26 protein-coding genes are annotated in these 25,443 nt (G+C 70.8%); 16 read left to right on the forward strand and 10 right to left on the reverse strand.

What is annotated here, in order from left to right:
* Positions 1–332: 332 nt before the first annotated feature.
* From P0084_RS16440 to P0084_RS16505, 13 genes are all read left to right on the forward strand, one after another.
* Positions 333–1,397 carry a dipeptidase gene (locus P0084_RS16440; protein ID WP_308917970.1) on the forward strand — a complete coding sequence of 355 codons (1,065 nt, stop codon included), beginning with the start codon at positions 333–335 and terminating at the stop codon, positions 1,395–1,397.
* Between the two features lie 37 nt (positions 1,398–1,434).
* Positions 1,435–3,033 carry an ABC transporter substrate-binding protein gene (locus tag P0084_RS16445; RefSeq protein WP_308917971.1) on the forward strand — a complete coding sequence of 533 codons (1,599 nt, stop codon included), beginning with the start codon at positions 1,435–1,437 and terminating at the stop codon, positions 3,031–3,033.
* Between the two features lie 199 nt (positions 3,034–3,232).
* Positions 3,233–4,291: an ABC transporter permease gene (locus P0084_RS16450; RefSeq protein ID WP_374213692.1), complete on the forward strand. Its 1,059-nt coding sequence runs from the start codon at positions 3,233–3,235 to the stop codon at positions 4,289–4,291.
* Positions 4,288–5,226: an ABC transporter permease gene (locus P0084_RS16455; RefSeq protein ID WP_308917972.1), complete on the forward strand. Its 939-nt coding sequence runs from the start codon at positions 4,288–4,290 to the stop codon at positions 5,224–5,226. Before P0084_RS16450 ends, P0084_RS16455 begins: the two co-directional genes overlap by 4 nt.
* The gene (locus P0084_RS16460) at positions 5,223–5,678 is read left to right on the forward strand and encodes a hypothetical protein (protein ID WP_308917973.1); all 456 of its coding nucleotides are present in this window, start codon (positions 5,223–5,225) and stop codon (positions 5,676–5,678) included. Before P0084_RS16455 ends, P0084_RS16460 begins: the two co-directional genes overlap by 4 nt.
* Positions 5,675–6,529, forward strand: a complete 855-nt coding sequence (locus P0084_RS16465; RefSeq protein ID WP_308917974.1) for an ABC transporter ATP-binding protein — start codon at positions 5,675–5,677, stop codon at positions 6,527–6,529. Before P0084_RS16460 ends, P0084_RS16465 begins: the two co-directional genes overlap by 4 nt.
* On the forward strand, positions 6,526–7,296 hold the full coding sequence (locus P0084_RS16470) for an ABC transporter ATP-binding protein (RefSeq protein ID WP_308917975.1): 771 nt from the start codon (positions 6,526–6,528) through the stop codon (positions 7,294–7,296). The genes P0084_RS16465 and P0084_RS16470 overlap by 4 nt, the downstream gene beginning before the upstream one ends.
* Complete coding sequence (locus P0084_RS16475; RefSeq protein WP_308917976.1) at positions 7,293–8,651, forward strand: aminotransferase; 1,359 nt, start codon at positions 7,293–7,295, stop codon at positions 8,649–8,651. The genes P0084_RS16470 and P0084_RS16475 overlap by 4 nt, the downstream gene beginning before the upstream one ends.
* Complete coding sequence (locus tag P0084_RS16480; RefSeq protein ID WP_308917977.1) at positions 8,648–10,078, forward strand: amidase; 1,431 nt, start codon at positions 8,648–8,650, stop codon at positions 10,076–10,078. The genes P0084_RS16475 and P0084_RS16480 overlap by 4 nt, the downstream gene beginning before the upstream one ends.
* 79 nt (positions 10,079–10,157) lie before the next feature.
* Complete coding sequence (locus P0084_RS18555; protein ID WP_374213693.1) at positions 10,158–11,195, forward strand: ABC transporter ATP-binding protein; 1,038 nt, start codon at positions 10,158–10,160, stop codon at positions 11,193–11,195.
* Entirely contained in the window at positions 11,195–12,121 is a 927-nt protein-coding gene (locus P0084_RS16495; protein WP_308917978.1) for an ABC transporter permease, read from the forward strand. The genes P0084_RS18555 and P0084_RS16495 overlap by 1 nt, the downstream gene beginning before the upstream one ends.
* The gene (locus P0084_RS16500) at positions 12,118–12,921 is read left to right on the forward strand and encodes an ABC transporter permease (protein ID WP_308917979.1); all 804 of its coding nucleotides are present in this window, start codon (positions 12,118–12,120) and stop codon (positions 12,919–12,921) included. Before P0084_RS16495 ends, P0084_RS16500 begins: the two co-directional genes overlap by 4 nt.
* A gap of 20 nt (positions 12,922–12,941) precedes the next feature.
* Complete coding sequence (locus P0084_RS16505) at positions 12,942–13,964, forward strand: extracellular solute-binding protein (protein ID WP_308917980.1); 1,023 nt, start codon at positions 12,942–12,944, stop codon at positions 13,962–13,964.
* 101 nt (positions 13,965–14,065) lie between these two features.
* Here P0084_RS16505 and P0084_RS16510 read toward each other — a convergent pair whose 3' ends face one another.
* On the reverse strand, positions 14,066–15,097 hold the full coding sequence (locus P0084_RS16510) for a histone deacetylase family protein (protein WP_308917981.1): 1,032 nt from the start codon (positions 15,095–15,097) through the stop codon (positions 14,066–14,068).
* 93 nt (positions 15,098–15,190) lie between these two features.
* Between P0084_RS16510 and P0084_RS16515 the strand changes: the two genes are divergently transcribed.
* Positions 15,191–16,534 (forward strand): amidase, encoded by a 1,344-nt coding sequence (locus tag P0084_RS16515; protein WP_308917982.1) that lies wholly within the window; start codon positions 15,191–15,193, stop codon positions 16,532–16,534.
* A gap of 40 nt (positions 16,535–16,574) precedes the next feature.
* Here the strand turns inward: P0084_RS16515 and P0084_RS16520 are convergent, their stop codons facing one another.
* Positions 16,575–17,000 (reverse strand): DUF2383 domain-containing protein, encoded by a 426-nt coding sequence (locus P0084_RS16520; RefSeq protein WP_308917983.1) that lies wholly within the window; start codon positions 16,998–17,000, stop codon positions 16,575–16,577.
* A 95-nt stretch (positions 17,001–17,095) separates the two neighbouring features.
* Between P0084_RS16520 and P0084_RS16525 the strand changes: the two genes are divergently transcribed.
* Positions 17,096–17,425 (forward strand): hypothetical protein, encoded by a 330-nt coding sequence (locus tag P0084_RS16525; RefSeq protein WP_308917984.1) that lies wholly within the window; start codon positions 17,096–17,098, stop codon positions 17,423–17,425.
* Between the two features lie 70 nt (positions 17,426–17,495).
* Positions 17,496–18,404, forward strand: coding sequence for a zinc metalloprotease HtpX (htpX, locus tag P0084_RS16530; protein WP_308917985.1), 909 nt, complete (start codon positions 17,496–17,498; stop codon positions 18,402–18,404).
* A gap of 271 nt (positions 18,405–18,675) precedes the next feature.
* Here the strand turns inward: htpX and P0084_RS16535 are convergent, their stop codons facing one another.
* The 8 genes from P0084_RS16535 to P0084_RS16570 all read right to left on the reverse strand — a co-directional run bounded on the left by P0084_RS16535 (position 18,676) and on the right by P0084_RS16570 (position 25,249).
* Positions 18,676–19,416 carry an ATP-grasp domain-containing protein gene (locus tag P0084_RS16535; protein ID WP_308917986.1) on the reverse strand — a complete coding sequence of 247 codons (741 nt, stop codon included), beginning with the start codon at positions 19,414–19,416 and terminating at the stop codon, positions 18,676–18,678.
* Between the two features lie 12 nt (positions 19,417–19,428).
* Entirely contained in the window at positions 19,429–20,007 is a 579-nt protein-coding gene (locus tag P0084_RS16540) for an SMI1/KNR4 family protein (protein WP_374213697.1), read from the reverse strand.
* Between the two features lie 2 nt (positions 20,008–20,009).
* Positions 20,010–20,876 carry an HNH endonuclease gene (locus P0084_RS16545; RefSeq protein WP_308917988.1) on the reverse strand — a complete coding sequence of 289 codons (867 nt, stop codon included), beginning with the start codon at positions 20,874–20,876 and terminating at the stop codon, positions 20,010–20,012.
* An 8-nt stretch (positions 20,877–20,884) separates the two neighbouring features.
* The gene (locus P0084_RS16550) at positions 20,885–21,295 is read right to left on the reverse strand and encodes a hypothetical protein (protein ID WP_308917989.1); all 411 of its coding nucleotides are present in this window, start codon (positions 21,293–21,295) and stop codon (positions 20,885–20,887) included.
* A gap of 2 nt (positions 21,296–21,297) precedes the next feature.
* Positions 21,298–21,684, reverse strand: coding sequence for a hypothetical protein (locus P0084_RS16555; protein WP_308917990.1), 387 nt, complete (start codon positions 21,682–21,684; stop codon positions 21,298–21,300).
* A 17-nt stretch (positions 21,685–21,701) separates the two neighbouring features.
* Positions 21,702–22,007: a PAAR domain-containing protein gene (locus P0084_RS16560; protein ID WP_308917991.1), complete on the reverse strand. Its 306-nt coding sequence runs from the start codon at positions 22,005–22,007 to the stop codon at positions 21,702–21,704.
* 12 nt (positions 22,008–22,019) lie between these two features.
* Positions 22,020–22,718, reverse strand: coding sequence for a DUF4123 domain-containing protein (locus P0084_RS16565; RefSeq protein ID WP_308917992.1), 699 nt, complete (start codon positions 22,716–22,718; stop codon positions 22,020–22,022).
* Positions 22,719–22,900: 182 nt separating this feature from the next.
* Complete coding sequence (locus P0084_RS16570) at positions 22,901–25,249, reverse strand: type VI secretion system Vgr family protein (RefSeq protein ID WP_308917993.1); 2,349 nt, start codon at positions 25,247–25,249, stop codon at positions 22,901–22,903.
* Between the last annotated feature and the right edge of the window lie 194 nt (positions 25,250–25,443).

Raw genomic sequence — 25,443 nt, forward strand, 5'->3', positions numbered from 1 at the left:
TGCGCTGCGGCGAAAGATCCTCCCGCCTCGGGCGCTTTGGGCGCCGTCGAGGGGGTCATTGTGTGCTGGAGCGGGGCGTCCGGCAAGGGGGCGGTCACTTCCAACGGGAACAGGGGGCCAGGCCGGTTCGCGGCGGTCCGTGGGGCGGGGTCGTGGCATCCGGGGCGGCGCGCGGCGCGTGTCTGCGATGCGTCTGCCCCGTGTCTGCCCCGCGTCGGACGGTTCTGCGATTCGGCCCCCGGTCGCCCCCACCGCCGCGAACCCGCCCGTGCAGCTTTGAGGGGTGCGCGCCCCTGTCGGTCGGGCCCGCCTTGCGTCTAGCGTGACCGGCGATGCCATCCGACACCGCACCCATCGTCTTCGACGGCCACAACGACCTGCTGTCGAAGCTGTGGCGCGCGGGGGGGCTGGCGGCGGTCGACGGCGCGCTTATGGGGCGCGACGGGGCGCTCGACGGGCCCAAGGCGCGGGCGGGCGGCTTCGGGGGCGGCTTCTTCGCGATCTACGTCCCCGACCCGGACCGCGACCTCGATTCCCTGATGGAAGCGTTCGCCCGGCCCGATTACGACATCCCGCTGCCCGACCCGATCCCGCAGGCCCAGGCCCTGCCCGTGGCGCTGGGGCAGGCCGCGATCCTGCTGGATCTGGAACGCCGTGGGGGGTGCCGCATCTGCCGGAGCACCGCGGACATCCGCGCCGCCTGGGACGCGGGCGTCATGGCCGCGATCATGCACCTGGAAGGGGCGGAGGCGATCGACCCCGACCTCCACGCGCTCGACGTGCTCCATGCCGCGGGGCTGCGTTCGCTGGGACCGGTCTGGTCGCGCAGCACGATCTTCGGCCACGGCGTGCCGTTCCGCTTTCCGTCATCGCCCGATATCGGGGCGGGGCTGACCGATCACGGGGCACGTCTGGTCGCGCGCTGCGACGAGTTGCGGATAATGCTGGACGTCAGCCACCTGAACGCCGCAGGGTTCGAGGATGTGGCCCGCCTGTCCCGGCAACCCCTGGTTGCGACCCATTCCAACGCCCATGCCCTGTGCGCCCATTCGCGCAACCTCACGGACGGGCAGCTGGCGATGATCCGGGACACGGACGGGATGGTGGGCCTGAACTTCGCAACCTCGTTCCTGCGCGCCGACGGCCGCAAGGACGCGGACACGACGCTCGACGACGTCCTGCGCCATCTGGACCACCTGATCGAACGGGTGGGCGAGGATCGCGTCGGCCTGGGCTCGGACTACGACGGGGCGGTCGTCCCCGAGGCGGTCGCCACGGTGGCGGACCTGCCGGCCCTGCGCCGCGCGATGCGCGAGCACGGCTATGGCGAGGGGCTGGTGGCGAAGCTGTGCCACGGCAACTGGCTGCGCGTGCTGGACGAGATCTGGGGCCGCTGACCGCGCGGCCCGACGGAACCTAGAAGGGGGACTACCGATGACTTCCATCAAGACGATGCTGACGGGCGCGGGCCTGGCCGCGGCGCTTCTGGCGGGGACGGCCCTGCCGGCCCTGGCGGAAACGCCCGACGACATGCTGGTGATCGCCAACCGGATCGACGACGTCACCTCGCTCGACCCGGCGGAGAACTTCGAGTTCGCGGGCGTCGATGCGGGGCGCAACATCTATCAGAAGCTGGTCAACTTCGACCCGGCCGACCTGGACGCGGGCTATATCCCCGAGGTCGCCGAATCGTGGGAGGTGTCGGAGGACGGCACCACGATCACCTTCACCATCCGCGACGGCCTCACGTTCCATTCGGGCAACCCCGTGCGGGCGGAGGACGTCGTCTTCTCGCTCCGCCGCGTGGTGCAGCTGAACCTGACGCCGTCCTTCATCCTGACGCAGTTCGGCTTCACCCCCGAGAACGTCGAGGAGACCATCACGTCGGACGGGAACACCGTCACCATCGTGACCGACGCGCCCTATGCCACGTCGTTCGTTCTGAACTGCCTGGCGTCGACCGTGGGCGGCATCGTCGACATGGAGACGGTGATGGCCAACGCCCAGGGCGACGACCTGGGGAACAACTGGCTGAAGACCAACTCGGCCGGTTCCGGCGCCTATAGCCTGGTGTCGTGGACGCCCAACGAGTCGCTGATCCTCCAGGCGAACCCGGACTACTATCTCGGCGCGCCCGCGATGGACCGGGTGATCGTGCGCCACGTCGCCGAGAGCGCGTCGCAGCGCCTGCTGCTGGAGCGCGGCGACATCGACATCGCCCGCAACCTGAACCCCGAGGACGTGGCCGGCATCCGCGACGTCGACGGCATCGAGATCCACGACGAGCTGCGCGGCCGGCTGATGTACTTCGCGCTGAACCAGCAGCATCCCGAGCTGTCCAAGCCGGAGGTGCGCCAGGCCCTGAAGTACCTGGTCGACTACGAGGGCATGCAGGACAGCTTCCTGTCGGGGCAGTACGTCATCCACCAGAACTTCCTGCCCCAGACCTTCCTGGGCGCCGTGGACGAGAACCCGTTCACGCTCGACGTCGCGCGCGCGCAGGAACTGCTGGCCGAGGCGGGGGTCGAGGACCTGGAGATAGAGGTCGGCGTCCGCGAGGCGCAGGAGCGCATCGAGATCGCCCAGACCCTGCAGAACACCTTCGCGCAGGCGGGGATCACCCTGAACATCACCGTGGCGACCGCGGCGCAGACCCTGGGGCGCTACCGCGCGCGGGAGCTGGACATGTATCTGGGCGAATGGGGCCCCGACTATCCCGATCCGCAGACCAACGCGGGCACCTTCGCCTACAACCCCGACAATTCCGACGAGGCGCAGGCGACCGGTCTGCTGGCCTGGCGCAACAGCTGGGACACCGGCGGGCTGACCGAGAAGGTCGACGCAGCGGTGATCGAGAACGACACCGATGCGCGCGCCGAGATGTACCGCGAGATCCAGGCCGAGTTCCGCGAGACGTCGCCCTTCGCGATCATGTTCCAGCAGATCGAGCAGAACGCGATCCGCGACAACGTCGAGAACCTGTCGCTGGGTGGGGCCACCACGGCGATCAGCTATTGGGTGATCGAGAAGTGACCGGTCGGAGCGGCCGTTCCGTCGGCGGGAAGAGCCTGCACCCCGGACTTGATCCGGGGCCTCGCTCCGCGCCGCGGAACGGCCGCTCCTTGCCGTGCCCCGGCCTCGCGCCGGGGCCGTCATGCGCGGTGCGCGACCGTTCCATCAAGATCGTCGGGGCCCCGGGTCTAGCCCGGGGCGCGCCGCGCGTAACCACCCCATGACCACCGCCCCCGACACGCCGCCCCGTGCCCGCCGCGGCCCCATCGCGCCGTGGTTCACGACGACGGTGGGCACGCTGACCTCCATCGCGGTGACGATGCTGGGCCTGCTGTTCGTGACGTTCTTCATCGGGCGGGTCATGCCCATCGACCCCGTGCTGGCCATCGTGGGCGAACGGGCCAGCCAATCGACCTATGACCAGGTCTATCGCCAGCTGGGGCTGGACCAGCCGCTGATCGTTCAGTTCGCGTACTACATCTGGGACGTGGTGCGCGGGGATTTCGGGGTCTCCACCCTGAACGCCCGCCCGGTGCTGGAGGACATCGCCCGCGTCTTCCCCGCCACGCTGGAGCTGGCGACGCTGGGCGTCATCGTGGGCGTCGTCTTCGGGATCCCGCTCGGCGTGGCGTCCGCGGTCAAGCAGGGGACGTGGATCGACCACCTGGCCCGCGTCGTGGGGCTGGTGGGCTATTCCATGCCGATCTTCTGGCTGGGCATGATGGGCCTGCTGGTCTTCTACGGCATCCTGGGCTGGGTCGGGGGACCGGGCCGGCTGGGCATCTTCTATCAGGGGATCGTGCCCGACCGGACCGGCATGATCCTGGTCGACAGCGCCCTGGCGGGCGAGTGGGAGATCCTGGGCAACGCGTTCAGCCACATCGTCCTGCCCGCGTCGCTGCTGGGCTACTTCTCCATGGCGTATATCAGCCGCATGACGCGCAGCTTCATGTTGGAGCAACTGTCGGCGGAATACGTGACCACGGCGCGCGTGAAGGGCCTGTCGGAATGGGCCGTGGTCTGGGGCCACGCCTTCCGCAACATCCGCGTGCAGCTGATCACCGTGATCGCGCTGTCCTATGCCAACCTGCTCGAAGGGTCCGTGCTGACGGAGATCATCTTCGCGTGGCCCGGGATCGGCTCCTACATCACCACCGCGCTGCTGGCGGCGGACATGAACGCGGTGCTGGGGGGCACGGTGGTGATCGGGCTGGTGTTCATCTGCCTCAACATCTTCTCGGACCTCCTTTACCGCGTGTTCGACCCGAGGGCGAAATGACCGCCCTGCCGGAGCACGGGCGCGGCCGCGGGGGCTGGCGCGACTGGCTGCTGAGCGATGCGCCCGCGTCGCGCGGACAGGCGCGGGCGGCGGCCGCGTGGCAGGGCTGGCTGAACTTCCGGTCCAACACCCTGGCGATGATCGGGCTGGGCATCCTGCTGGGGCTGCTGGCCGTGGCCGCGCTGGCGCCCTGGCTGGCCCCCTACGACCCGTTCGTGCAGGACCTGGGCAACCGGTTGCAGCCCCCCGGCACGCCGGGGCACCCGCTGGGGACCGACAGCCTGGGCCGGGACATCCTGTCCCGCCTGATCCACGGCTCGCGCATCACGCTCTACATCGTGGCGCTGGTCGCGCTGATCGCGCCGCTCGCGGGGCTGCTGGTGGGCACGGTCGCGGGCTATGCGGGCGGCTGGGTGGACACGATCCTGATGCGGATCACGGACATCTTCCTGGCCTTCCCCCGCCTGGTCCTGGCCCTGGCCTTCGTGGCCGCCCTGGGCGCGGGCATCGAGAACGCGGTGATCGCCATATCCCTGACCGCCTGGCCGCCCTATGCCCGGATCGCCCGGGCGGAGACGCTGACCATCCGGTCGTCGGACTACATCTCCGCCGTGCGCCTGCAGGGGGCGGGGCCGATCCGCATCATCACGAAGCACATCTGGCCCCTGTGCATCTCGTCGCTGATCGTGCGGGTGACGCTGGACATGGCGGGCATCATCCTGGCCGCGGCGGGCCTGGGCTTCCTGGGCCTGGGCGCGCAGCCCCCCAGCCCCGAATGGGGGGCCATGATCGCCGAAGGCCGCCGCTTCATCCTGGACCACTGGTACGTGGCCACCGTGCCGGGCCTGGCGATCTTCACCGTGAGCCTGGCGTTCAACCTGCTGGGCGACGGGTTGCGCGACGTGCTGGACCCGAAGTCGGGGGAGGGGGGGTGAAGGGGTCGTCCGTCACCGATTGGATCCAGGCGGTTGCAGTCGTCATCGGGGTTGCATTTGCAATCTACGAGCTTCGCATATCGAATCGTTCGATCGAACGCGTGCAAAAAGAGGCAACGTATGCTCATTACATCAGTCTTATCGAAGGGGACGAGTTAGACGACCTTACTTACCTAGGTTTGTCTGTCGGGTTCGTCGGGCTCGATCTGGAAGAGATGAATGCACACATGCAAGTCATTGAAAAAGCTGATCGCGTATTGCACGGCGCTGCATTTTGCCATGATAACGATATTTGTCACAGCGAACTATCGCAAGAAATGTTTTGCCCGATGGTAACGTCACTTCTCGAGATTCGTGATGCTGTCGTAGATCATTACGACGGGGACTGGATTCTCGCAAACGGAAAGACGCTGGACGAAACCCGTCTATTCAACATATGTGCCGGCGGATGAGCGAACCGCTGTTGGACGTCCGGGACCTCCACGTCCGCTTTCCGACCCGCCAGGGCGTGTTCGAGGCGGTGCGCGGGGTGTCGTTCACCCTGGGGCGCGAACGGCTGGGGATCGTGGGCGAGTCGGGGTCGGGCAAGTCGATGACGGGCCGGGCCATCCTGCGGCTGATCCGGCCGCCGGGGCAGGTGGAGGCCGCGCGCATCGCGCTGGAAGGGACGGACCTGCAATCGCTGTCGGAGCGCGACATGCGCAAGGTCCGGGGCCAGCGGATCTCCATGGTGATGCAGGATCCGAAGTTCAGCCTGAACCCCGTGATGCGCGTGGGCGACCAGTTGATCGAGGCGTATCGCCTGCACCGCCGGGGGGGACGGGCGGCGGCGCACCGGGCCGCGGTCGAGATGCTGGAGGCCGTCAGTATCGCGGACCCGGACCGCGTGATGCGCGCCTATCCGCACGAGGTGTCGGGCGGCATGGGCCAGCGCATCATGATCGCGATGATGCTGATCCCCGACCCGCGGATCCTGATCGCCGACGAGCCCACGTCGGCGCTCGACGTGTCGGTGCAGCGCCAGGTCCTGACCATCATGGACGACCTGGTGCGCGACCGGGGCATGGGGCTGATCTTCATCAGCCACGACCTGAACCTGGTGGCCGAGTTCTGCGACCGCATCCTCATCATGTATGCCGGCCGCGTGGTCGAGACCTGCGAGGCGTCCAGACTGCACGAGGCCAGGCATCCCTATACCCGAGGGCTTTTGGACGCCCTGCCGCGGCTGGACCGCCCGACCGACAGGCTGGCCGTCCTGCGCCGGGACGAGACCTGGGCCGACGCCCCGTCGGTGGGGTCGTGACGGCCATCGCCATCGAAGGCCTGGACGTGTGGTTCGGTACGGGTCGCGACCGCGTGGACGCCGTGCGCGGCGTGTCGCTGGCGGTGGGGCAGGGGGAATCCTTCGGCCTGGTGGGCGAGAGCGGGTCGGGCAAGTCCACCATCCTGCGCGCGATCACCGGCCTGGCGCCCGACTGGTCGGGCCGCATCGCGGTCGAGGGGCTGAACCTGCGCGGCACCCGGCGGACACGAGCGTTCTTCAAGCGCGTGCAGATGGTGTTCCAGGACCCCTATAGCAGCTTGCATCCCCGCCACTCGGTCGACGCCGTCCTGTCGGAAACGCTGCACCTGCACGGGCTGAGCGACGTGGACCGCCGCGTGCCCAAGCTCCTGGACGACGTGGGCCTGGGGGGGCGGTTCCGGTTCCGCTATCCCCATCAGCTGTCGGGGGGGCAGCGCCAACGGGTCGCGATCGCGCGCGCGCTGGCGGGGGAGCCGGACATCCTGCTGCTGGACGAGCCGACGAGCGCGCTGGACGTGTCCGTGCAGGCGGAGATCCTGAACCTGCTGACCGACCTGCGCCGCGACCGGGGCCTGACCTATCTGCTGGTCAGCCACGACCTGCCCGTGGTCGGGCACATGTGCGACAGGCTGGCCGTGATGCGCGCGGGCCGCGTCCTGGAGGTGATGGACGTCGCCCGCCTGCGCGACGGCACGCCCGAGACCACGTATTCACGCGAGTTGCTGGCCGCGTCGGGCGGCCCGCACGCCACGGAGGGGACGAGATGAACGCCACCGACCGCGACAGCGCCTGGGCCAAGGACCGCGCGCACCTGATCCACCCCTATGCCGACTTCGCCACCTTCGGCGAGGAAGGCAGCCAGATCATCGAGCGGGCGGAGGGGATGTACGTCACCGACCATCACGGGCGCCGCCTGCTCGACGGCATCGCGGGGCTGTGGTGCGTGAACATCGGACACGGACGCGAGAGCATGGCCCGCGCCATGGCCGATCAGGTCATGCGGATGGAGTACTACAACCCCTTCGGCCACAGCGGGAACGTCCCCGCGGCCGAGCTGGGCGCCACCCTGGCGTCGCTGACGCCGGGCGACCTGGACCACGTCTATTATTCCTGCGGGGGGTCCACGGCGAACGACGCGGCGATCCGGCTGGTCCACTTCCACTTCGACATGCTGGGGATGCCCCGCAAGAAGAAGATCATCAGCCGCGTGAACGCCTATCACGGCGGCACCTACGTCGCGGCCGGGCTGACGGGGATCCACGGCACCAAGATCGGCTTCGACCAGGTCGGCCGGGACTTCATCCACCACGTGTCGGAGGCGAACCTCTACGCCAAGCCGGAGGGCTGGTCGGACGCGCAGTACTGCGACCACCTGGTCGCGGAGTTCGAGGCGCGCATCCAGCAACTGGGCCCCGACACCGTCGCCGCCTTCATCGCGGAACCCATCATGGGCGCGGGCGGCGTCCTGGTCGCGCCCGACGGCTATCACCGCCGCATGTGGGAGGTCTGCCAGCGATACGGCATGCTCTACATCGCCGACGAGGTCGTGACCGGGTTCGGGCGGCTGGGGGCGTGGTTCGCGTCCGAGGATGTGTTCGGCATGGTCCCCGACATCGTCGTCTGCGCGAAGGGCATCACGTCCGGCTACGTGCCCCTTGGCGCCACGATCGTGTCGAAGGCGGTCCACGACGTGATCGCGCGGCCGCAGGCCGAGGGCGCGGTCTTCTCCATGGGGCTGACCTATTGGGGGCATCCGGTGTCGTGCGCCGCGGCGCTGGAGAACATCCGCATCATGGAGGAGGAGGATCTGCCGGGGAACGCGCGCGACGTCGGCCCGCACCTGCAGGAGGCGGGGCGGTCCCTGCTGAACCTGCGGTCGGTCGGCGACGTGCGGGGGTCGCACCTGATGATGGGCGTGGACCTGGTGGCCGACAAGGCGACGAAGGCCCCCGCGATGGGCATGTCCAAGAAGGTGTTCGACGCCTGCCTGAAGCGCGGCGTCGTGGTGCGCCCCACCGGCACGCGCATCATCCTGTCGCCGCCCCTGATCATCACGAAGGACCAGGCCGACGAGATCGTGGACGTCCTGCGCGACGCCATCCGCGAGGTGGAGGCGGCGTGACCCCCTGGACCCCCGACGCGACCGTGCTGGCCGGCATGGTCGCATCGGGGGAGGCGCGGGCGTCGGATTTGCTGGACGACGCGCTGGCGCGGGCGGAACGGCTTGACCCGCGGATCCGCGCGCTGACGCTGTTGCAACCGGTCGCGGCGCGGACCGCGGTCGAGGCGGGCCTGCCCGACGGCCCGTTCCGGGGCGTGCCGTTCCTGTTGAAGGATCTGGGCGCGGAAGCGGTGGACTTCCCGTCGAACGGCGGGTCCCGCCTGACCGCGAACCACGTCCACGCCTACGATTCGGAGCTGTGGCGCCGCATCCGCGCCACGGGCGTGGTCTGCTTCGGTCGGACCACCGCGCCGGAAGGCGGCGTCGGCCCCGCGACGGAGGCTGCGGTCTATGGCGCCCCCACCCGCAACCCCTGGGATCCCGACCGCACCCCCGGCGGATCGTCGGGCGGGGCGGGGGCGGCTGTGGCGGCGGGGATCGTGCCGATGGCGCACGGCTCCGACGGGGGCGGGTCGGTGCGGATCCCGGCGTCGTGCTGCGGCCTGTTCGGGCTGAAGGCCACGCGCGCGCGCCTGCCCGACGGCCCTGCGGCGGGCGAGGGCTGGGCGGGCATGGCGATCGACGGGTTCCTGACCCGGTCGGTGCGGGATGCCGCGACGATGATGGACGCCTGCGCCGGCGGCGATCCCGGGGCGCCCTATGCCGCCCCGCCGATGGCGGATACGTATTCACGGGCCATCGCACGGCCCCCCGGACGGTTGCGGATCGGGCTGTGCGACACCCGGTTCGACGGCACAGCGATCCATCCCGATTGCGCGGACGCGGTGCGGGGGGCGGGCGCGGTGCTGGAAGGGCTGGGCCACCACGTCGAACCAGACCGCCCGGACGCCGACCACGCGGGCATGATGCGGGCCTGGACCGCCATCGTCGCCTGCGGCACGGCGCTGTGGATCCGGCAGGTGGTGGCCCGCCGGGGCCGCGACTTATCGCCAAACGACGTGGAAGGGGTCGCGCGCGGCGCCATCGCGCATGCCGCGACCATCGACGGCCCCGCCTATCTGGAGGCGGTGGAGGCGATCCACGCCTATGGCCGCGCCATGGCCCGCGCGATGGACGGGTTCGACATCCTGCTGTCGGCCACCCTGGCCGAGCCGCCCGCCCGGATCGGTCGCTTCGCTCACGACACGGACGACTTCGTCCAATACCGGACCGGACCGGGGATGGTGTTCGACTACTCGCCCTTCTGCGCGGCCTTCAACGCGTCCGGCCAACCGGCCGCGTCGGTGCCCTTGCACTGGAACGCGGACGGGCTGCCCATCGGGGTCCACCTGGCCGCCCCCTTCGGCCGGGACGACACCCTGATCGGGCTGTGCGCGGAGCTGGAGGCGGCGCAACCCTGGGCGGATCGCAGGCCACCGATCTCGTGACGCCGCTTTCGCGGGCATGTGGGGGCGCCGCCACGTGGCGACCCTTGCCAAGCGCGGGACCGCGGCGCAGCCTTCGTCCATGACGGGGGATGGATCACCGGCGGTGGAGGCACGCGGCGCGCGCAAGGCGTTCGGCGGCTTCGTCGCGCTGCAGGGCGTGGACCTGGCCATCGCGGCGGGGGAGTTCTTCACCTTGCTGGGTCCGTCGGGCTGCGGGAAGACCACGCTCCTGCGCCTGATCGCGGGGTTCGAGGGGCCGACGGAGGGGTCCATCCACATCGCGGGGCAGGACGTCACCGCCGACCCGCCGCATCGACGGCCCGTCAACACGGTGTTCCAGTCCTATGCCTTGTTCCCGCACCTGTCGGTCTTCGACAACGTGGCCTTCGGGCTGCGGATGCTGGGGCGGGGCGACGTCGACGCGCGCACGGCCGCGATGCTGGACCTGGTGGCGCTGTCGGACTTCGCGCAGCGCAAGCCCGCGCAATTGTCGGGCGGCCAGCAGCAACGCGTGGCGCTGGCCCGCGCGCTGGCGCCCGACCCGCAGGTCCTGCTGCTCGACGAGCCGCTGTCGGCGCTGGACCTGAAGCTGCGCCGCCAGATGCAGCGCGAGCTGAAGCGCCTGCAGGGCGAGACGGGCATCACCTTCGTGTTCGTCACGCACGACCAGGAGGAGGCGCTGACCATGTCCGACCGCATCGCGGTGATGGAAGCCGGGCGCATCCTGCAGGTCGGCACCCCGCGCGCGGTCTACGACGAGCCTGCCACGCGCTTCGTCGCGGGCTTCATCGGGGAATCGAACGTGCTGGCGGGTTCCGTGCGGGACGGAATCGCCGACCTGCCCGGCGGGCGCGTCCCGGTCGCCGCCCCCGACGGCCCGGTGCAGGTCGCCATCCGTCCCGAACGGGTGCGGCTGGTGGCGTCCGGCACGGACGGCGCGCTGGGCGCCACGCTGGCGCAGGCGGTGTATCACGGCACCGACCTGACCGCGCATCTGGTCCTGCCCGACGGCACGGAGGTGGCGGCCCGCCTGCCGGCCGACGCGGAGCCGGGCGCGCCCGGCTCGGCGCACGGCCTGGCCTTCGATCCGGGCGACCTGCGGGTGCTGGCCGACTGATGGCGGGCGGGGTCCCCGCCGCGGCGGCCCCCCAGGGGCGCGCCACGCCCGCGCAGGCGCGCGCGGGCTGGTGGCTGTCCGCCCCCGCCCTGGTCCTGCTGGCGGTGGGCGCGACGGGGCCGCTGATCGTGATCGTGATCTATGCGTTCCTGGCGAAGGGGTCCTATTCCGGCGTGGAATGGGAGCTGTCCTTCGACGCCTGGTTCCAGGTCCTGTTCCAGCGCGACATCTTCGACGACACGGTCAGCTTCGCCGACGCGCATCTGGCGATCTTCTGGCGGTCGGTGAAGCTGTCGGTCCTGACGACGGCCCTGGCCTTCGCGGTGGGCCTGCCGACCGCGTGGTTCATCGCGACCCGCCCGGCGGCGCAGCGGACGTGGTGGCTGTTCGCGATCACGATCCCCTTCTGGACCAACCTGCTGATCCGCACCTTCGCCATCATGGAGGTCATCCGCAACGGCGGCCTGATGAACAGCGCGCTGATCGCCCTGGGGGTGATCGAGACGCCGATTCAGATCCTCTATACCGACACGGCCGTGCTGATCGGCATGGTCTACGTCTACCTGCCGCTGATGGTCCTGCCGCTCTATGCCGCCGTGGAACGGTTCGACATGACGTTGCTGGAAGCGGCGCACGACCTCTATGCCTCGCGGCTGCAGGCGTTGCGCCGGGTGGTGCTGCCGGTGATCCGTCCCGGCATCGTGGCGGGGTCGATCCTGGTCTTCGTGCCCAGCCTCGGGGCCTATGTCACGCCGCGGATCCTGGGGGGCGGCAAGAACATGATGATCGGCAACTTCATCGAGCTGCAGTTCGGGCAGGGGCGCAACTGGCCCCTGGGGGCGGCCCTGTCGCTGATCCTCCTGGTGATCGTCCTGACCGCGCTGCTGACGCTGACGCGGCTGACCGAACGGAACGACGGCCGATGAGGCGGTTCGACCCCACCGCCCTGCCGGGCTTCGCGTTCGTGGCCGTCGTCGCCGTGCTGGCCCTGTGGGCGCCCATCGTGACGATGGTGGTCTACAGCTTCAACGCCAGCGATTCCGTGGCCGTGTGGGGGGGATTCAGCCTGGAATGGTACGCGGTCGCGGCGGGGAACGAGGCGGTGCAGGGCGCGGCAATCCGTTCGCTGTGGATCGCGTTCTGCGCCAGCGCGATCGCCACCACCGTGGCCACGATGGCCGCCCTGGGCACCACGCGGCGGGGCCGGTTCCGGGGCGACCGGGCGATCTATGCCATGGTGAACCAGCCCCTGATGGTGCCCGAGATCGTGACCGCCGTGGCGCTGCTGATCGTGTTCGCGTCGTTGAAGGTCCTTACGGGCTATACCGGCCTGGGCTGGCTGATCCTGGCGCATTCGGCCTTCTGCGTGCCCTTCGCCTATCTTCCGATCCGCGCGCGGCTGGAAGGCATGGACACCACGCTGGAAGGGGCCGCCGCCGACCTCTACGCCACGCCCTGGCAAGCGTTCCGGCGCGTGACGCTGCCCTTGCTGGTGCCGGGGATCGCCGCGGGCGCGATGCTGGCCTTCGTGATCAGCCTGGACGACGTCATCATCACCGAGTTCGTGAAGTCGGCCGGGCAGGACACGCTGCCGACCTATATGCTGGGGCAGCTGCGCCGCGCCGTGACGCCGGAGGTCAACGCCATCTCCACCGCGCTCCTGGTGCTGACGATGGCGCTGCTGACGGCCTTCTTCGCGATGACCCGAACGCGCAAACCGACCTGACCAACCTCGGAGAGACGACCATGCGATTGACGACCCTCACCTCCGCCCTGGCGCTGTGCGCCACGGGCGCGCTGGCCCAAGGGCAGCTGAACATCTACAACTGGGGCAACTATACCAGCCCCGAGATGATCGAGAAGTTCGAGGCCGAGACCGGCATCGACGTGACGATCACCGACTACGACAGCAACGACACGGCGCTGGCCAAGATCGAGGCGGGCGGCCACGGCTTCGACATCGTGGTGCCCACCCATTCCGTCCTGCCCGTGTGGATCGAGAAGGGGTTGCTGCAGAAGCCGGGCATCCCGGAGATGGAGAACTACGGCAACATCGCGGAGCGCTGGCGGACCGTCGACTGGGATCCGGGCCGGGAATGGTCGGTGCCGTGGCAATGGGGCACGACGGGCGTGGCGGTGAACACGTCGGTCTACGACGGGGACCCGAACACGTCGGCCATCTGGCTGGACCCGCCGGAGGAACTCGTGGGCAAGGTGAACGTCGTGCCCGAGATGCAGGACGTCATCAACCTGGCGCTCCTCTACGTGGGCGGGACGCCGTGCAGTGCCGACCGCGAGGAGCTGCGCGCCGCGCGCGACGTCCTGGTCGCGGCCAAGCCCAAGTGGATGTCGATGGATTACGGCATGACCGAGAAGCTGGGCAACGGGGACGTGTCGGCATCGGTCAACTGGAACGGGTCCACCTTCCGCGCGCGCAACACCAACCCCGACGTGGTCTATGGCTATCCGCGCGAAGGATACGTCGTGTGGATGGACAACGCCGCGATCCTGGCGGACGCGCAGAACGTGGACGAAGCGAAGGCGTTCCTGAACTTCATCATGGCTCCCGAGAACGCGGCCATGATCTCGGGCTTCGCGCGCTACGCCAACGGGATCGAGGGGTCGGAGGCGTTCATGCCCGAGGACATGCGCACCGCGCCCGAGATCGTGGTCCCCGAGGATCTGCAGGACGCGGGCGTCTTCACGCTGGCCTGCCCCGGCGAGACCAACGAGATGTACTCGGCGATCTGGACCGAGCTGCTGCGGTAGGGCCCGGCGTCATCCTCGGGCTCGACCCGAGGACCTCCCGCCACGCGGCGCTTCGCCGATGGAGGTCCCCGGGTCGAGCCCGGGGATGACCGCGCCCGTGTTCAACGCCCCGCCAGACCCTCGAGGAAGTTGACCGCGTTCACGCCCACCGCCTCGATCGCGTAACCGCCCTCGAAGCAGACGACGGCGGGCAGATCCAGCGCGGCCACGCGCGCGCCCATGTCCCGGAAGTCGTCGCTGTCGAGCTTGAAGAAGCTGATCGGGTCGTCCCTGTAGGCGTCGGTGCCCAGGGACACGACGAGGGCTTCGGCCCCCCGGTCGCGGATCGCCCCGATCCCCCGGTCCAGCGCGTCCGCCCAGTCGCGATAGGGCGTGCCGGGCGGCAGGGGCAGGTTCGTCGTCGCGCCCGCGCCGTCGCCGGCCCCCGTCTCGTCGGCATAGCCGATGTAGTGGGGATAGGCGTGCAGCGGGTCGCCGTGGATCGACACGAGGTGGACGGTCCCGTCCTCCCAGAAGATCCCCTGGGTGCCGTTGCCGTGGTGGAAGTCGACGTCGAGCACGGCGACCCGCCCCGCGCCGCCGTCGCGCAGCATCCGTGCCGCGACCGCCGCGTTGTTCAGGAAGCAATAGCCGCCGAACTGCGCCCGCGTCGCGTGGTGCCCCGGCGGACGGCAGAGCGCGAAGGCATGGCGCGCGCCTTCCATCACGTCGCGGGTGGCGGCCTGCGCGCAGGCGGCGGACGCCTTCGCCGCGGCCCAGGTGCCGGCGGTCATCGCCGTTTCGGAGGCGTGGGCGTACCAGCCGACCTGGCCCTCGATCCCTTCGGGGCGGCGGGCGGCGGACATGCCGGGGGCGGGGACGTTCGTGGCGATGATCTCGCCCGCGTTGCCGTCCGCGACCCAGTCGTCCCAGGCCCGTTCCAGGAAGTCCAGGTAGTCGGGCGCGTGGACCCGCGCCACGGCGTCCAGGTCGCAGGGGCCGGGATCCGCGGGTGCCTCGAAGCCGCGTTCGCGCAGGCGGCGCAGGACGTATTCCACGCGGGACGGGCGTTCGAACGGGGTGACGAGCTGTCCCCCCGCCAGTTCGGCCTGCGGGAAGTGGAGGCGGTGATCCTCCGAATGGTAGGTGCGCATCGCCGTCTGCCCCCCTTGGTTCCGGAACGACGATGCCGCGCGGCTGGGCGGAAGGCCAGGGGCGGGGTATGGTGGGGCATGGACCCCACCGCCATGACCGCCGCCGCCCTGTCCCGCGCCGTTCGCGACCGCACCCTGTCCTGCGTGGCGGTGATGGAGGCCGCGCTCGACCGGATCGACGCGCGCAACCCGGACCTGAACGCGATCGTGTCGCTGCGGCCCCGCGCCGACCTGATGGCGGAGGCCGCGGCGCGGGACGCGGACCTCGACGCGGGCCGCTGGCGGGGCGCGTTGCACGGGATGCCGCTGGCGCCCAAGGACCTGGCCGACACCGCCGGGCTGCGCACGACCTATGGCTCGCCACTCCACGCGGACCACGTGCCGGGGGCGGACGGGATCGGCGTGGCGCGGATGCGCGCGGCGGGCGGGATCGTGATCGGCAAGACCAACGTGCCGGAATGGGGGCTGGGGTCGCAGACCCACAACCCGGTCTTCGGGACCACGCGCAACCCGCGCGACCCGCGCCTGACGCCGGGGGGGTCGTCCGGGGGCGCGGCGGCGGCGCTGGCGGCGGGGATGCTGTGGGTGGCGGATGGCAGCGACCTGATGGGATCCTTGCGCAATCCGGCGGGGTGGTGCGGCGTGTGGGGTCTGCGCCCGTCCTTCGGCCTGGTGCCGTCCGGCCCGCGGGCGGAGGTGTTCGGCCACCAGATGTCCACCGAAGGGCCGATGGCGCGGAACGCGGGCGACCTGACGCTGCTGCTGGACGCGCTGGCCGGGCCGGATCCCCGCCTGCCGCTGGGACTGGCCGCGCCCGGCCGCGCCATCGGGGGCCGCCCCGTGATCGGATGGATCGGGGACTGGAACGGATATCTGGGAATGGAGGACGGGGTGCTGGACGTCTGCGCCCGCGCGCTGGCCGCCACCGGATGGGATGTCGAACCGGTCCTGCCCGCCTTCGACCCCGCGCGGCTGTGGCGGGCCTGGATCGACCTGCGGTCCTGGAGCGTGGCGGGCGGTCTGGCGGCGGCGCATGCCGACCCGGCCGCGCGTGCCCTGCTGAAGCCCGATGCGGTGTGGGAGGTGGAGCGCGGCCTGGGCCTGCGGGCGTCGGACATCCACCGCGCGTTCGAGGTGCGCAGCGACTGGCATCGCGCGCTGCTGACGCTGTTCGAGCGGTACGACGTCCTGGCGCTGCCCACGGCGCAGGTCTTCGCCTTCGACGCGGACATCCCCTGGCCCCGCGCCGTGGCGGGGCGGGCGATGGACAGCTATCACCGCTGGATGGAGGTGGTGGTTCCGGGTTCGATGTCGGTCTGTCCGGTCCTGGCGATGCCCGCCGGCACGGATGCGGCGGGGCGGCACATCGGCGTGCAGCTGATCGGACCGCCCGGGCGGGACCGCGAGCTGATCGCGATGGCCGGCGCGGTGCGCTGACCGCCCGCCGGGACCGGACGTCCCGGCGGGCGGCGTCCCGTCACGACTTGGGCAGAGCCTTCACGCGGGCATCGAGTTCGGCGTGCTGCTCGGCCACGAGGGCGCGGTCCTCCGGCCCGTCGGCCGCGTCCCAGTTCTTCAGGGCGGAATCGTAGACGCCCAGCAGCATCTCCTCGCCCATGCGCACGAAGGACAACGCGTCCGCGTCGAGCGAGCCGACCCAGTCGCGCAGCGTGGTCGCGGCCTTGTTGACGGTTCCGCGGACGGAGCCGTCGTCGGTCGCCTCGCCATGGGCCGCCAGGCGGGCCTGGATGGCGGCGGCGTGCTGGCGGTGCAGGGCGTCCAGGTCGCGGGCGATGCCCAGGATCTCGGACTGGGCACGGTCCTTCAGGGTCTCGTAGCCCGACAGCACGTCGTTGATGGCGGAGTTGACGCTGTGGAGCGCCGAAACGGCGGGGGTGGCCATGGAACATCTCCTTCATGGGGCCACGGACAACGGCGGCGGGGCGGGTGTCGTTCCCCGTCCCGGGAACGGGCGGCGCACGGGGGCGTTCCAGGGCCATGCGCTATCCGGTCACGCCAGACGGCCGCTACTTCGTCGCGAAGGGACGGATGTGGCGCCGCACCGATCCCGCCCTGCCGGAGGACGCGCGCGAGGCCGCCGTGCGGGACCTGATGGCCGCCCGCCGCGCGGTGCGGGACGCCGACGGGCCGCAGGCCACGCGCGCCGCGCGCGCCCGCGTGCAGGACGCGAAGGTCCGCCTGGGGGAGCGCGGGCCCGTCTGGTGGGACGACGGCGCGCCGGACGTGACGCGGCACGCGCCGTGGAACACAGACTATGCCGCCTGGTGGCACGGTCTGCCCGACGCCGCGCGCGACGCGGCGAGCTGAGGGCTGCAACCCGGCGCCCGGCCGGGGCGTTGCGTTTCCGGACCCCAGCCCATCCGGGAAGGATCACGCCATGGCCGCCTTCGCGCGCACCGCCCTGTTGATGGCCGCGATGACGGCCCTGTTCATGGGCGTCGGTTGGCTGCTGGCCGGGATGGGGGGCATGTGGATCGCCCTGGCCGTGGCGGCGGCGATGAACCTGTACACGTGGTGGAACAGCGACAGGGCGGTGTTGCGGATGCACGGCGCGCGGCCCATCGGGCCGGGGGACGCACAGGGCCTGCACGAGATGACGGCGAAGCTGGCCGCCAATGCGGGCCTGCCGATGCCGGCGCTGTACCTGATCGACACGCCGCAGCCCAACGCCTTCGCCACGGGCCGGGACCCTGGCAACGCCGCCGTCGCTGTCACCGCGGGCCTGCTGCAGCGCCTGTCCGCGGAGGAGGTGGCGGGCGTGATCGCGCACGAGCTGGCCCATATCCAGAACCGGGACACGCTGGTGATGACCGTCACCGCGACCTTCGCCGGCGCGATCAGCATGCTGGCGAACTTCGGTATGCTGTTCGGGGGGCGGCGCGATTCGCCCATGGGGATCGTCGGGGTGCTGGCCATGATGATCCTGGCGCCGCTGGGCGCGGTGCTGGTGCAGACCGCCATCAGCCGCACGCGGGAGTACGAGGCCGACCGCGACGGGGCGGCCATCTGCGGCGACCCCCGCTGGCTGGCCTCCGCCCTGGGGAAGATCGCGGGCGCGGCGGCGCGCATCGACAACCACCGGGCGGAGCGCAACCCCGCCACGGCGCACATGTTCATCGTCAACCCGCTGCACGCCCATGCGGTCGACGGCCTGTTCCGCACCCATCCCCCCACCGAGAAGCGCATCGCCGCGCTGCTGGCCTTGGAAGGCGAGGGCGCCCCGTCCACCCGTCCGTCCCGCGTCCCCGCCGCGGGACGGCGCCGGGCGGCGGGGCCCTGGACCTGAGGCCGCCGGGCTTCGCCGCGCTGCGGCGAACGCGGTCCGTCGCGGTCGTCCGGACGGGGGCGTCACGCCACAGTCTGACCGGGAGCGGGGTTCCGGTGCAAGACCCCGGGATCGTCCAACGATCATAGGGGTCCGATGGGCCTGCGCGGTCCGATCCCGTGCCGCGCCGCGGGTCCCCGGGGCGGGTCGGCGGCCGCGGGGTGGGTGTCTGCTCCGCGTCTGCGTTCCGTCTGCCCCGCGTCGGACGGATCGGGTCGCGGGGGGCCCGACGTCACGGCAGGATCCGCACAACCCCGTCGCCGTCCCGCAGGCGCAGCGAACGGTCGAAGTCGTTCGGGCGGGACCAGGAGAACAGGCAGGCGTCGGTCGCCCGGTCGAACGGGTTGATCTCGATCAGCGTGGCCTCGCCGTCGTCGCCGAGATGCAGATCGACGGCGCAGGATTCGACGTGGAGCATCGGCACGATCCGGCGCAGCGACCGGCGCAGCGACCCGAGCAGGTCGTCGCGTCGATCGAGCAGGGCCGGGAATGTCCGTCGATGATGGTATTGGGACACGCCGACCACGCGCCCGTCGGACACGAAGGCGCGGAACTCACCCTCGTCGCCGAACCGCCGCCAAGCGCGGAGGTGCAGGTGGACGGGCGGTCCGCCCGCGAGATGGGCCGCCACGGCGCGTCCGATGCGCGGGCTGTCGGACGTCATCGTGTGAAGCACGCCCCGGCGGCCGAAGGACGGCAGGTGCGAGGGGCTGGCATCCTTCCAACTGCACATCCCGATGCGCGGGCTGACACCTTCGGGCATCCCGGCCATCGTCGCGTCGATCCAGTCCAGAAGATCCTCGCCGAACGGCCTCGGGACCGCCCCGGTCGCATCACGGAACCAGTCGGAATAGGCGCCGAGGGCCCATGCGTCGTCGTTCGACAGCGCGCGCGACCTCGTCGGAACGGCTAGGGCACGCAGCGTATGGGGCCAGTTCTCGGGGAACGTGGCGGCGACCGCCTGGGGGATCACGGCTCTGTAGCGTCAGAGCGTGATCACGCGCGCGTCGGCGCGGTTCTGACCCGCCTCCCAATTTCGGCGACCCACTTCGCTTCCCGGAAGCTCCTCCATCGCGTCGAGGAGCGAGCGGAAATCGGGTGCGAGCGGCGCCATGTCCTCGGGGCGGTTGCCGCGCTCGCCCGATGCCTCGTCCGGAGGCGTTCCCCACGGGATCGCCGATCGCGCCCAAACACGAAGAGCACCGCGATCCGCATCATGCAGGCTCATCACCACGTCGACGCCGTTTCCATCCGCAACGAACACGAAGCCCTGGGGGGTGGCATCCCCATAGTATTCGCCGCTCGAGTAGCTCTCGACGATGCGCGGTTCATAGAACTCGAAGATCGCGATGATGTCGTCCCCGATCAGATCCTCCACGGCGGGGTCGTCTAGCGCGATGTCCTGGGGCCAGGGAAAGCCCCCGCCATATGATATGAGGAACCCCCGGTAATCGGGGGGGAGCGCGGCGCCTACGGTCGCTTCGATGCGTTCGACCGAGGCGCGGCGTTCGCCCTCGTCGGCGTTCGAGCCGTCCTTTCGCCGATAGATCAGGATATCCGTCATGATCAGAATGCCTCCTGCTGGGAACCTCGGTAGAGCGATGCGCCGCCCATGTGCGGCGTGGCGGCGCCGTCGCCCGTCGCATGGATGTTTCGGGGCACCAATTGCATCGTAACGCCGTCTTCGTGGTGATGCCACGTGTGGCCGTCGGGGCGTTCCCATCCGGGGACGCGACTACGCATCGCCTCATCCGCCAGGGCGAAATCGGTCCGATTCCGACCCGTCATGGGGATGTCGACCGCCGAGGGCACCCGGACACCCCCGACGTTCTGGGCATGGACGTGACCGCTGTAGTCAGGGAACCCGTTCCGATAGGTTATAGGGGGACCACCGTTGTTCGGCGTGAACACCCCGTCACCGCGGCCTTCGGGCGGGTCCCACGTCCCCGTGTTGCTGGTGGGCGTATTGCGATACTGTGGTCCCTTCTCCAGGGCCGCTGCGTCCTTGCAGGCCTGCGTGTTATTGCACCGCGCGAGCGCGTCGCGATACGCTTGGCTGTTCTGGCGCCGTATCCGGTTCCAGTGCGCCCGCGCAGCGTCGCGGGTCCGGTTCAGTCCGCGTGCCACGCCCGTATTCAGCGTATCGAGGGAGCGGCGGAGGTCGTTGAGGCGGTTCGCCAGCCGTCCCGCTTTGGCCCCATCGCCGACGATTGGAATGAACCCGACCGCGTCCATCAGCGCGCCGCCCCAGTCACCGCGCCAAAGCGATCGGCCGAGAGAGGCCGCATCGGCCACGGTTCCGAACGGCGGCGGGAGGGCGCCGGCCGCGGCGAGCCCGCCTTCGACGGCGAGGTCCGCGTACTCGCGGCCCATGTTCTGCAACCGGTCGTGATCCGCCCGCAGCGCGCCGTGGTCGACGCCGGCATCGCGCAATGCACCGCTCATGTCGCATCCCCCTTCGTCAGGCCGTTCTCGACCGGGTACCAATAGCGATCGTCGGCGTTCTGGATGGCCGTGGCTGCCGTGTCGGGGTCGATCTCATAGAAGGCGTCGATCCGCGCCATGTCGTCGCCGTCCCGCTCGGCGATCTGGCGGAACCCTTCGTGACGGAAGAAGTCGGCGCCCACCTCCCACATCAGCGTGATGAAATGGCCCTGCGCCTCCGCGTCCTCGAACCCATGGAGGCGCGCCCAGTGACGGCCGTTGATCGTCATCTCGCGTTTCCCCTGCGCCGACAGGGCGTGGTAGAAGCGTGGCAGGTTGAACTGCATGAAGTCCTCGACGTACCATTCGGCGAACGCGTCGTCCCTCGCCAGGTGCGCCTGCTGCTGCTTTCGGGTGATGCGCAGCATGGTCAGACGGCCCCTTCGTTCCACGCAAAGAGGGCCATCGCGATCGTGCCCATCGCCGCGAACGCCGCAGCACCGAAACCGACCATCACGCCGAAGTCGCGGAACGCAGGGCTGGCGACCCATTCGGGGATCCGGCCCTGCGCGCCGCCGCGTCCGATGGCGTGGCGCAGGGCCGCGGCGAAACGCGTCCACGCCCAGGGTTGGAACGCTGCGAAGGCGGCTCCGCCCAGCAGCGGGAAGACGATCATGTATGTGCGGGCCGCCAAGGCCTCGTCCCCGCCGAACAGCGGCAGGGTGCGTTCCCCGACGATGCCGAGGACCACCAGCACCGCGAACAGCGCGCCCGCGAGCTTCAGCAGCGGCACGATCCAGGCGGACAAGGCTTGCATGCCTGTGGCCATGATCGTCAGCAGACCCGGATCCCCGGGAAGCCCATCACCATCTTGCCGCCGTGGGACGTGGCGTCGCCCAGGCGCATGACGCCCTTGCCGTCGATGCGGACCTTGCCGGACCCCTTCGACGTGCCCGCGGTGGTGGGCACGCCCGTGCACAGGCACGAGCCGCCCCCGTCGACCAGAACGGGGATGCCGTTCACCCGCACGGTGGACTGGCCCGCGGACACGGCGGGGCCGCCGATATGGGGCCGGGGGCCGGGATCGACGGCGGGGCAGGCATGGGGATGTCCCAGGTGGCAGACGGGCTTGCTGGCCATGGCGATCTCTCCTTACGTCGTGTCGGCGCCGGCGGCGCGCAGGAGGGCGGCCGCGTCGTCGGGCGAGGCGGGGCGCAGGCGGCGCGGCTCGCCCAGGGCGATCAGGTCGTGCGCCTGGCGGTGCAGGCGGCCGTCCCCGTCCAGCGACAGGGCGACGGCCCGGCCGGGATCGGCCGGATCCTCCGCCACGTAGGCGTCGATGCCGCGGAAGAACCCCGCGCGCTGGCCGTCCTCGAAGCCCGGCACGTAGTCGAGCAGGTTGCGCGGGCGGAAGAACTTGAAGAAGAACGCCTCGCCCGCCTCGTCGGTGACGCGCAGGAACGCCTTCATCCGCGTCTTGACCTTCGCCATCGGCAGGCGCGAGCGGATCAGGACGCCCCAGTTCCGGCCCCACCCTTCCTCCACGAACCAGTCCCAGGCCGCGCCGTGGCGCAGGGGCTGGCAGAGCCAGGGGCCCACGTCGCGCAGGTCGTCGAGGGTCTGGCCGTCGAACAGGCAGCGCGCGGGGTCGTCGAACGCGTCCAGCATGGTCGCGATCTCCGGGTCGGCGGCGGCGTCGAGCAGCAGGTAGAGGTCGGGCACGCCCTCGCCGGGCGAGGCGGGCAGGGGCCCGGCCTCGAAGGCCAACGCGTCGAGCGCCAGCTCGATCGCCTCCGCCCGGGGGTCGGGCAGAAGGGTGTCCGGCAGGACGATGTCGGTCGGATCAGCCATGCATCGCCTCCCGGCGCGCGATGGCGGCACCACGGTGACTGCCGTGCCCGGCCCGTGCCGCCCCGTCCCGCGCGGTCGGGCCGGTCCCACCGGGGGCGACGCCATTCCCGGCACGTCGACCCGAACGCACCGCGTCGCCCCATTCGCCGCGGATCGGATACCTGATGCGGGTCGCGGCCATCCTACTTCCCCTTGCACTCCTGCACGAAGGCCTTGTCCGAGGACAGGGCGTCGAGCTGGGAGGGCGAGCCGGAGGTGAAGTCCACCGAGGGCGACTTCACCTTCAGGTGCTTCGTGCGGATCGTCACGCCGGACTTGTCGATGGTGATGCTGCCGCCCGGGCCCGCGATCACGAACTTCTCCTTGGCATGCAGGGTGTGGGTCACCGTGCGGTTGAAGATGCTCTTCTTCGTTTCAAGCTCGTAGTCCTCGCCGACCTTCGTGGTCATCAGCTTGCCCACGGAGGTCGACATGACGTTGCCGACCACCGTGTTCTTGGCCAGGCCCACCTGCTCGGTCGCGGCCTGGCCCACGGTGGTGGTCAGGTAGCGCTCGACCACCGTGCTCATGGTGCCGCCGCCGGGCATCACCAGGCCCAGGAGGCGCGACATGATGCCGGCCTGGCCCAGCTGCGCCGCGCCGCCCGCGTCGCGGTGCCCGCCCGAGGCCGCGAACATGCCCTTCTGGGCGATGGCCGCCAGCTCGCCCGGCATGGCCGCGACGCCCGCGATGCCCGTGGCGAAGCCGCCCACGCCCTCGCCGGTCTGGCCGCGCGACGCGTTCTTCTGCATGAACTTGCCGCCCGCCTGCACGAGCGGCATCAGCACCTGCAGGAGGCCCAGCGGCCCGCCCCCGCCGACGGAGGTGGACTTGTTGGCGCCCACCCGCTCCATCCGGTTGGCGTTGATCTGCGTGGAATGGTTGGCGCCGACCTGCTCGACCCGGTTGGCCCCGATGTTGGACGACTGGTCGTTCAGGACGCGGAAGGTCTGGTCCTTCTGGGCGTGGAAGGCCATGTTCTCGCGCCCCGACTGGGCCTCGAACGAGATCTCGTTGAAGCCCTCGCCCTGGTGGCTGTCCTCGCGGATGACGCGCTTGGTCTTGTGGGCGGGCAGGGCATAAGGACGGTCGTGGTCGGCGTGGTACACGCAGCCGGTGACGATGGGACGGTCGGGGTCGCCCTCCAGGTGCTCGACCACGACCTCCATGCCGATGCGCGGGATGGCCATGCCGCCATAGCGGCGCGACGCGTTGGCCTGCACGACGCGGCAGCGCATCGAATGCTTCGCGTCCAGGTCCCAATGGAAGCGCACGAGGATGCGGCCCAGATCGTCGCAGTCGATCTCGCCCTCGCCCACCACGATGGCGGTCTGGGGGCCGTGGACCCGCGGGCGGGGAACGCGGCGGGGCGGGCGCAGGGGCGCGTCGTCGGGCATCAGCACGTACTCGCCCATATAGGCCTGGTCCGCGTCCGTGCCCTCGCCCCGTCCGCCCGCGTCGCCCGTGCCGTAGGCCTGCGCGCGGTAGCGGTGGGTGGCGGACAGGCACACGAAGCGCCGGCCCGTCACGTCCGCGACCCGGTCGCCCGTGGGCGTCACGCAGATGCCCGCGCCCAGGCCGGCCACGTCGCCCGACGCGCGGTGGCGCACGGCCCCGCCGCGCTCGGCCTGCAGCAGCTTCGCGGCCGCCGTGCGCGCCTGGTCCGGCCCGCCCCCGGGCGCGAGATAGTCGCCGGGCCAGTCGAAGCTCTCGATGCGGCCCTGGGCATGGGCCGCGTCGCCCGCCTGGTCGACCTGCTGGCCCGCGCGGGGCTTGTGGAAGTTCCATTCCGTCAGGCGCACCGCGCCCGTGGTGACCCGCGCGCCGGCCTGCCAGTCGTGGAAGTGCTCCTCGTCGGCCATGTGATGGCGGCCGTAGGGCTTGTAGGGGCGGGTGCCCCCCGGCACGTCGGGCAGGGACAGGGGGTCGTCGACCAGGACCAGCGTGTGCGATCCGGGCGCGTGGCGCCAGGCCCAGGTGATGCCTGCGCGCTCCATGATCCGCTGCGCGAAGGCGGCGTCGGATTCGCCGTACTGGACGGTGTATTCCCATTCCGGATAGCTGTCGCCGAGCCGGTCCTCCAGGTGCGGGTCGCCCCCGTCGGCATAGTCGGCCAGGAGCTCCGTTAGGATCGCGGGCGCGGTCATGCGGTGGAAGATGCGCATGTTGCGCCGGAGCGAGGCGAGGTGCAGCCAGTCCCGCAGCACGAGGCCGTAGCGCCAGCCGTTCTCGCCCGGGCCGATGCGCCGCGCTTCCGCGACGATGCCGTCGAAGTGCCGCGTGCCGCCCGCCATGTCGACCGCGACCGTCGCATGCTCGCCCAGGAGGGCGTCGAGATCCACGTCGTCCGTCGCGGCGAGCGCCTCCACCTCCCAGGCGAAGCCGCCGCACAGGGCTTCGCGCCCGTCCATCCGCAGCAGGACCAATGCGTCGCCGCCCAGCGGCGTGGTCAGGCGACCCCGCCTGGCGGACTGGGAGAAGGGCGCGTTCATGACGGAACCTCCGGGACGGAATGACGATGTCCAAACGGACTGGAATCACGGTAGCACGAAATCGACCTCCGCGCGCTAGCACGCGTTCCGCGCCGGCCGCCAGCGGGGGTGCCCGGGCCCGCGCGCCCATCGGCGGACGGGCGCCGCCCCGGGATCGGCGGTCTGCGACGCGGCGTCCGGCAGTCGACATTATG

Source organism: Jannaschia maritima, from assembly GCF_030973515.1.
GTDB lineage: Bacteria > Pseudomonadota > Alphaproteobacteria > Rhodobacterales > Rhodobacteraceae > Jannaschia > Jannaschia maritima.